Annotated in this window: 6 protein-coding genes; all 6 read right to left on the reverse strand. The window is 45.6% G+C overall.

Going from position 1 to position 7567, the window contains the following annotated elements; translation table 11 throughout:
* Positions 1–407: 407 nt before the first annotated feature.
* Positions 408–3011, reverse strand: a complete 2604-nt coding sequence (locus tag X919_RS0107555; protein ID WP_028899592.1) for a transglutaminase-like domain-containing protein — start codon at positions 3009–3011, stop codon at positions 408–410.
* 61 nt (positions 3012–3072) lie between these two features.
* Positions 3073–3834 carry a copper homeostasis protein CutC gene (locus X919_RS0107560; RefSeq protein WP_028899593.1) on the reverse strand — a complete coding sequence of 254 codons (762 nt, stop codon included), beginning with the start codon at positions 3832–3834 and terminating at the stop codon, positions 3073–3075.
* 303 nt (positions 3835–4137) lie between these two features.
* Positions 4138–5217, reverse strand: coding sequence for a relaxase/mobilization nuclease domain-containing protein (locus tag X919_RS0107565; RefSeq protein WP_028899594.1), 1080 nt, complete (start codon positions 5215–5217; stop codon positions 4138–4140).
* Complete coding sequence (locus tag X919_RS0107570) at positions 5201–5632, reverse strand: plasmid mobilization protein (protein WP_028899595.1); 432 nt, start codon at positions 5630–5632, stop codon at positions 5201–5203. Before X919_RS0107570 ends, X919_RS0107565 begins: the two co-directional genes overlap by 17 nt.
* 361 nt (positions 5633–5993) lie before the next feature.
* The gene (locus X919_RS0107575; protein WP_028899596.1) at positions 5994–6455 is read right to left on the reverse strand and encodes a DUF3408 domain-containing protein; all 462 of its coding nucleotides are present in this window, start codon (positions 6453–6455) and stop codon (positions 5994–5996) included.
* 4 nt (positions 6456–6459) lie between these two features.
* Entirely contained in the window at positions 6460–7416 is a 957-nt protein-coding gene (locus tag X919_RS0107580; RefSeq protein ID WP_028899597.1) for a toprim domain-containing protein, read from the reverse strand.
* Positions 7417–7567: the final 151 nt, after the last annotated feature.

Here is a 7567-nt window from a genome sequence, read left to right on the forward strand (position 1 = left end):
ACCTCCCATAAAAATAGGTCTGAACAAAGATTTAAATTTTGGACAAAGCGTCTTTTTTAGTAAAATATTTTGCATTGTAAGTGATTTTCTTTACCTTTGCAATCGTTTGAGAAAACAATATATCTACAAGTTAATTTTTTTTATCAAGTTAAATTATTAGTCGTGTAATCAAAAAAGAGGTTGTACATTTGGGGTAACATTTTTAGGAATTAAATTTTAGACATTATATATATTTTAAAGACAACTTCCACCATTGGATGGTCGGAACAAGATAAAATCCCAGTAATCCGTATAGCGAATTACTGGGATTTTTCTTTGCATCTTACCAGCATAGAGCCCTATGCTAAATGAGAAATAGGTGTAAGTGGGAATACCATCAATGATCTTTATATCCCCACTCCACAGCATTATAGTTTTCCAATCACCTTGGTTAGCTGCTCACCCAAGCCAATAGTGTAACCTTGTGAAAGGAAAACTACACGGTTAAAGGTGTCGGCAATGATGAAGATGGGCAACTGATTGCGCTGCGCAAGCTTCATTTGTGTGGCGATTTCTTCGCGTATTGCGCCCGTCTTATCGATGCCAAAGATGGTGTTTTTAGGCAGAAGTCCAAACTCATTCTTCTGTTGTTCAAACTTCTTTGCCGCTGCCTCGTCGGTGAACAGCAGCACAAAGGGGCGTCCCCATTGGTCTAATTTGGCTTTCATCTTGGCAATATCGTGCAACGCATGATTGGTAGGTTCCTGACCAACGCCTAAGATTCCCAACACATAATAGCCGCGTCCCGTTTGACTCAAGATAGAAACTTCCTTGCCTTCGTGGATGAAAAGGTTCTCGCTATTGAAACTTCCAAACACCTTTACGCCCTCGTCTTGCTGACGAACGATGAGCTTCACCTGCGTGGTGTCGCCCGCTTCGATGCGGAAGAACTGATTATGTGCCAACACACTCCCATCGGCCATGCGCTGTCCTGATACCAAAAGATAAGTGCCTTCATCAAGGGTTGTGCCGTTCTTAAACACATTATGCCAGGAAATGCCGCCGCCCATATCCACTTGTCCTTCATCGAAATTCATGAGATAGGTCTGTCCATTGATGATTTTACTAATTGTGAAATAGCTGTAATACTTCGGATCGTCCAAGAAAGGCACGGGCTTAAAGTCGAGTTTCAGCGTCCCCGTCTTGGCCACTTGCTGCTCTTCGGCATCGAAATCAACATCCACCCACTGATGATCCTTCTTATATTGCACCTTCCACGACACGTAATCCATGCGCGCTTCGATGTTCAAGCTGCGCGCAACATCCACAAAAAAGATGTCGCGACTGCGCGAATCGGTGAGCCTACTCTCCCAAACACTGATGGGAGTTTGCGGAATACGCATGGCTCTTGTGTCGGGATTGAGCTTGATGTGCTGCCTAATCCACGCCACCAACTGCGCGGGATCATGTTGGAAACGCACCACCTCTTCCGGCGTAAAGGCTTTCGTTTCGAAGAATTGTTTGAAGGGTTTGAGAATCATTTCATACTCCACCCGAGGCGAAAGTTGGTTGCTTTTGGCCTGCATGTTGTCGTCAAGAATGACCATTGGCATATCGCGCAGATCCTTATCGGTGAGGGTATTGAGCAAATCAAGTGCCCGTTGCGACTGCTGGGCATACTTCTCTACGAAAGCTTTGATGGTTCTCCAGTTGCCACGAGCCTTTATAATATAAGGTATAGCATCGGGGATGGGGAAGTTTTTCAGCGTCTCTGCCGTTGGGAACGTAGCCACATAGGCATTGCGCAGTGAGTCTTCGTAGGCCAAACGCACGGCATTTGCAGCGCGCAACGCCTCGGGAACATCGGGCAAAAGCGCCTGCTCCTTGGGCGGAACAATGTCCAAGTCTTGCGCCTGAGGCACGTGTTGCGCATCGTAAGCGAGCTTGATGGTGAGCTGTTTATCTTTACCAAACGTCGCTTTCACATAGCCAAAGCGCCCGTTTTTCGATGCCCACACCAACATATCTCCTTTGCCTGCCGAGAGAAAAGTCATGCCTTGTGCATTCGTATATTTCGATGCGGCGGTGTAATATTCGGCATAATTATAGATTTTGAAATCCACTTTCGCATCGGCTACGGCCTTTCCTTGGGGCGTAACCACACGGAAAGCAATCTTTCCCGTGCTGCCATAGTTGTCGATGAGGTTGATTTCGGTGAAGTTATTCGTGCGCAACATCACCTCTTCGGGACCATTATAGTCGCCAAAGGCACGGGTGTGCATGAGCATTGCGCGCGAGGCCGGGGCATTAAACCAACCCAAATTCAACACGGGTTCGGGCTCACAAGCGCCTAAGAAATACCATTTGCCGTCGGCCCAAGCCTCAACCCACGCATGATTATCGTCGGTATGTGCCCAGCGGGGCGTATAGACTTGCCGCGCAGGAATACCCACTGCGCGCAAAGCTGCCACGGTAAAGGTGCTCTCTTCGCCGCAACGTCCGCGCGCAGTCATGATGGATTGCAACGGAGAAGAGGTGCGCCCGTCGGATGGTTCATAGGTGACTTTCTCGTGACACCAATGATTTACCTCCAAAATGGCATCGCGCATCGACAGTCCTTTCACGCGCGGTTTCAACTCATTCATGAAGATTGCACGCGAACTATCTAAGGGTTCGTTGTTCACACGCATGGGCAACACGAAATGACGGAACAGCAGTTCGGGCACCCTTTTGCCCCAAGAAAACTCGTGCTGTGTGCGCAAAGCCGACCGCACATTGCCCAGATGATAGGCCGTGGGATAATCGGTTGCATCGGCCACAGGCATATAAGCATAGAGAAAGTGCAAGGCTTCTTGCTCTTGTGGCGTGGCATGCAAACCGTCCAAACGATAGAATTTCTCGCCGATGAGTTTCATTTTTGCCTGAAAGGCCGCATCCACTTTGGCACGATAGGCGGCATCGGCGATGAAATGTTGCGCTGTTGCCAGCAAGGAAACAAGGCACAAGGCCAGGATTAGTAGACTTTTTTTCATTATTTTATTTTTATTGTTCTTACATTTTCTGTTGGTGAGAAAAGCCCCGTCGGGACAGCTTTCATTCGCCATCTGCCAGCAAAGCAGCGATGGTGTGGCCCACCCGGCGCGCCGTTGTCTGCATGATGCAATCCTCTTGTGCACCGGCTGCGCCCATGCTTACCGCCGCATTCAGCAGCTTTGCGCGCGAAGGTTGGGGCTCACGTGCCGAGAAATGAAAGGCCATGACCTGCGTTTCGCGCCTTATTTTGGCAATGTTTTGCTCGTTCACCCCACATCCGGCCATGATGATGATGCGCCCCTTTGCCCAAGCATGGAGTTGAGAGAGCAACGCAATGCCCTGCTCGGCGGTGGGTTGTTGCCCCGAGGTGAGCACGCGTTGAAAACCTAAATTGCAAATTTCTTCCAAGGCTTCCCGGGGCAAACGGCAGCGATCGAAGGCACGGTGGAACGTCACCGAGAACCCTTTTGCATGCGACAAGAGGAAACGATTGGCCTCCTTATCGACGTCGCCTTGGGGTGTCAGACAGCCAAAAACCACACCGTCGACGCCTAATTGCCGGCAGATGTCGATGTCGATGGCCATGCGTTGCAGCTCATCGGGCGTGTAAACAAAATCTCCTCCCCTATTCCTGATGATGACATGCAGCCGCGTTGTGGTGAGCTTCTCACGCGCCATCTTGATTTCTCCATACGAAGGTGTGGTGCCCCCTTCGGGTATTCCCATGCACAACTCCACGCGATCGGCACCGCCTTCCTGCGCAGCAAGACAGCTTTCCACGCTGTTGGCACAAACCTCTATTTCAACATCATTTCGTTTCATCGTTGGTTTCTACGGCTAAAATGGTAGCTTTTACGCGGTAAAAGCTTGTGAATTACTACTTAAGATGATTTCTAAAATGTATCTAATTGAAAATAAATAAGTTACCTCGCTGTAAAAACTAAACAGGTAACGATTTGGAAACGAGCGAAGTACTATTAATCGCATATTTCTACATCAACAAAGAACGCTTGTTATTCTATTTGCAAAGATAATCATTTACTTTGAATAACAAGCGTTTTTGATAAGATTTTCGCTCTTTTGCTCCATCTGTTGTTTGGAAAGATTGAAAAATAAGGAGAATGATTATATTCCTCTTCCTCGCTTCTTCTTTTTCTTGGCTTGATTTCTGAGTTTATGTTGCCAAGCCATCTCTGCATAATCATCACCGTGTGTCTGTGGATTGATAAGTCCACCTGCCCCCGAAATCATTTCTTCGGCTGCATTCAAGGCGGTGCTTGCTACATTTCCTACGGCTTGTGCAATGGCTGAACTTTCGTTTGTTTTTGTAGGCGGTATGTATGAACGACTGGGAGGAACAAGTTGATAGCCTGTGTCTGATTGAACTTTATTTTTTGTAGTCTTGTCTGCTATTGTGTGAGCTTTTGTTATCGTCTCCTTTGTTTCGGCTTTATTGGCTATCTCAAAGTTCTTTTGCAAAGAGTGGTATCCGAACTCTCTGCCGATTTCGGAAGCCTTGAATGTCTGGCCACAGTAGGAGAACTTCAAACCATAGACTTTTCCCTGTTTGTTCTTCATGCGCTCTATGATAATGTTGTTCTTGTTCAATTCGTAGAGAAACATGGAGTGCCCTGATATGCCACCGCCTTTATATTTATCCAACAAGGCATAACAGATTTGCTGTACTTCTTTCTTTGTTTGCTCTCTCGTAGGATTGGCTTTTGCTTTCTGATGCTTCCTTTCCGCCCTGACCTCCTTTGCGATAGTCAAGCCTTTCGAGCGACTTATTTCCTCCGCCACTCTTGCTGCCCTGTTGCTTACAAAGGTGGTGTCATAGACCTCCCCATACAGGCTGATGCGGTTGGCAATGATATGGATATGTCTGTTGTCGGTGTCCTTGTGTGTTACCGCCACCCATTGATGGTTGTCAAGTCCCATTTGTTTGGCAAACAGATGGGCTATCCGCATAAGTTCAGATACGGGCAGTTTCTTCTCGTCTTGTGGTGCTATACCGATTTCGATGCGGAGGAACTTGTTCCTGCAACGTGTATTGTAATCGTTCACCATCTTCATTTCCTCGTAAATTTCTTTTGGTGTCGTTCCACAGAGATTGTGAAAGAGAAGTGTTTTACCGAGTTTTCCCTCTCTGAAAATATATTCCAGCGCATTGCTGCCATGCGCAATTGCTCTACATTTTCCTATCATTCTCCATTAGATTTAAGAGTTTAATTGCTCTTTCCTCAATGCGGTATTTGGGATTGAAGAAACGCTTAAATGCCTCCCTTGCCAGATAAGAAAGACTTTGAGTAATCAGTACCCACGCATCATCCTTTACCTTGATAAGGTTGGAAATATGTGAGAAGAAGTAGGCAGTTCGTCTGAGTAGCTCGATGGCTTCCCTTTCATTGTCGGTCATCTTAGGGACGGCAATTACTTCACCATTCAGGAGTATCTCACGGCAGTAGTCTGAGAACTTCCGCCCTGTACTTCCCGACTTTGACTTGATACGTTGCTTTTCCTCTAAAGTACATCTTACCTTGATGAACTCCGTCTTGTTCATCCTCGCTTCTTCCTTACCTCGTTGCTGCCACTTGGCAGTCTTTCTATTATATCTGCTCATATAAGTTTCTTTGAAAGTTAATCATCGTAGATGATTTGTTATTGCTTAATTTCTAAACACTGACCGATGAGAACGGAGTGATTACGGTCTAATCTCCCCGACAATTAAACGAGGGGAGCAAGCGCAGTTTGTGGGTACAAACTGACGTCTTGCAATGTCAGCTAACGAAACGTTTACGCATAAAGCGTTTTGCCGTCCAAAAACGAATGCCGTGCATTCAGTATCTAACTGCGTTCGTGGTATTCCCTCCGTTCAATGTATTCAGCAAAAAACTGTTATCGGTACTACCCTAAAACGGTCGAGGATTTTGAGTGAAAGGAACGTTCCTTTTTCTGAAAACCGTCAACCCTTTTCTTACGGCTTACAGTCTTCTCCATTTCTCTATGTCTTCACCATATTCCTCTATATGTTGGCGGATAATGTTTTCTACGAAACTTGAAAGGTTGCTGCCCCTATCGCCTAATCTGCGTACGATGAAGTCCGCACGTTCCTGTGTCTCCCTGCTCAGATAGACCGCTTTTCTCTCACTTAGCTTTGTCGGAACAAGGAACGCTTGCTTGTATGCTTCGAGTGTCTCCTTTCTCATCTTGGCACTGATGCGTCGTTGAATAGTTGCATGCTCTGTATGCAGTACAGGCTCGGATGGCGTGGCATGCTCTATGGCATGTTCTGTTTCTTGTTGTTTTTGCTCTTGAATAGTTTTCATTCCCTTTTCCCGGAATTCAGAGACAGATTGTTCACTTGAATTTTCAGCTTGGCTCATACCAAAAGTTTTTCCTATGAAACGATCTATTTCTTCCATATTTCTTCTTTCCTTTTTCATCACTCTATCTTATTTTAAGTTTGACTTGTTTTATTTTGTTGCTTGTATTTTGAGATTTCTCATGCTCACGGACACGGCTGACATGATACTCGTTGAGGTCTTTGAAGTCTTTATAATACACAGCCATATCTTCTACCTTAAAACCTGCGTTTACAAATTCCTGTACTGCTTTTCGCCCTGTATCGTCATTATCAAGAAAAGCACGAACAGAGGTTATATTTCTTTTGTTCAGGTAGTGAATACTTCTTGCTTCATTACTCACAGAATTCATCACGAGACATTGGTTGGTTACTTCCCCTTTCATTGAAAGAAAAGAGAGAAAGTCCATAAAGCCTTCAAACAGGCAGACGGGTTGTGCCCTGTCCTCAAATATCGGAGTGATGTCTTTGGGGGCAATCGTTCCTTTGAATATTTTGTTGTCCCGAAGTTCATAACCACCCGAAGAATTGGCAAAGCCGATGGTTTCATGTCTTCTTCCCCTTACCTCGTAGCTGATACATTTGAGAAAGGGTGTTGCCTTTTCTAAATCAATACAGCGTTCCTTTTTGAGATACTCCTGCAGGTGCGGCGGCAAGGTGTCTGATATGCTTGTCAGTCTCCTTGTACCGCTTGCTATTGTATTTTCTGTTTGCTTTGGGCTGATGGATGTTTCTCTCTTTGGAGAGCTGGAGCTGGGCACTATATACTCTGAAGTGTTCTGCTCCAAACGGCAGATGGCTTCCGAGAGCGTGCAGCCTTCCAAGCGCATACAAAGGTCGATGATACTTCCACCCCTGCCTTCGGCATAGTCTATCCAAAGGTTCTTTTCCCTGTCCACCTTGAAACTCGGATGAGTTTCCTCCCTGAGTGGTGAGCGATACATGACATAGGTAGATGTTTTACGGACAGGCCTAATGCCTTTCCTTTCGAGATATTCCACGATGGAATATCGTTTGATTAGTGATAAATCTTCTTTTTTCATTGTTTTGATACTTTAATGGGTTGAATGATAATTATTTATGCTTGTCTGTTTTATGGTTTTACCGTTTCCAAAGTTTTTCCCCTCCAAACTTTTTCATCTTTCTTCTTACTACATATTATTTTGTGATAAGTAATTGATAATCAGTATTACT

This window comes from Prevotella sp. HJM029, from assembly GCF_000599605.1.
Classification (GTDB): Bacteria; Bacteroidota; Bacteroidia; order Bacteroidales; family Bacteroidaceae; genus Prevotella.

Coding starts and splice junctions, on each gene's coding strand:
- X919_RS0107580 (WP_028899597.1), bottom strand. CDS start 7,416: ATGAAAAAAGAAGATTTATCACTAATCAAACGATATTCCATCGTGGAA.
- X919_RS0107570 (WP_028899595.1), bottom strand. CDS start 5,632: ATGAGCAGATATAATAGAAAGACTGCCAAGTGGCAGCAACGAGGTAAG.
- X919_RS0107565 (WP_028899594.1), bottom strand. CDS start 5,217: ATGATAGGAAAATGTAGAGCAATTGCGCATGGCAGCAATGCGCTGGAA.
- X919_RS0107555 (WP_028899592.1), bottom strand. CDS start 3,011: ATGAAAAAAAGTCTACTAATCCTGGCCTTGTGCCTTGTTTCCTTGCTG.
- X919_RS0107575 (WP_028899596.1), bottom strand. CDS start 6,455: ATGAAAAAGGAAAGAAGAAATATGGAAGAAATAGATCGTTTCATAGGA.
- X919_RS0107560 (WP_028899593.1), bottom strand. CDS start 3,834: ATGAAACGAAATGATGTTGAAATAGAGGTTTGTGCCAACAGCGTGGAA.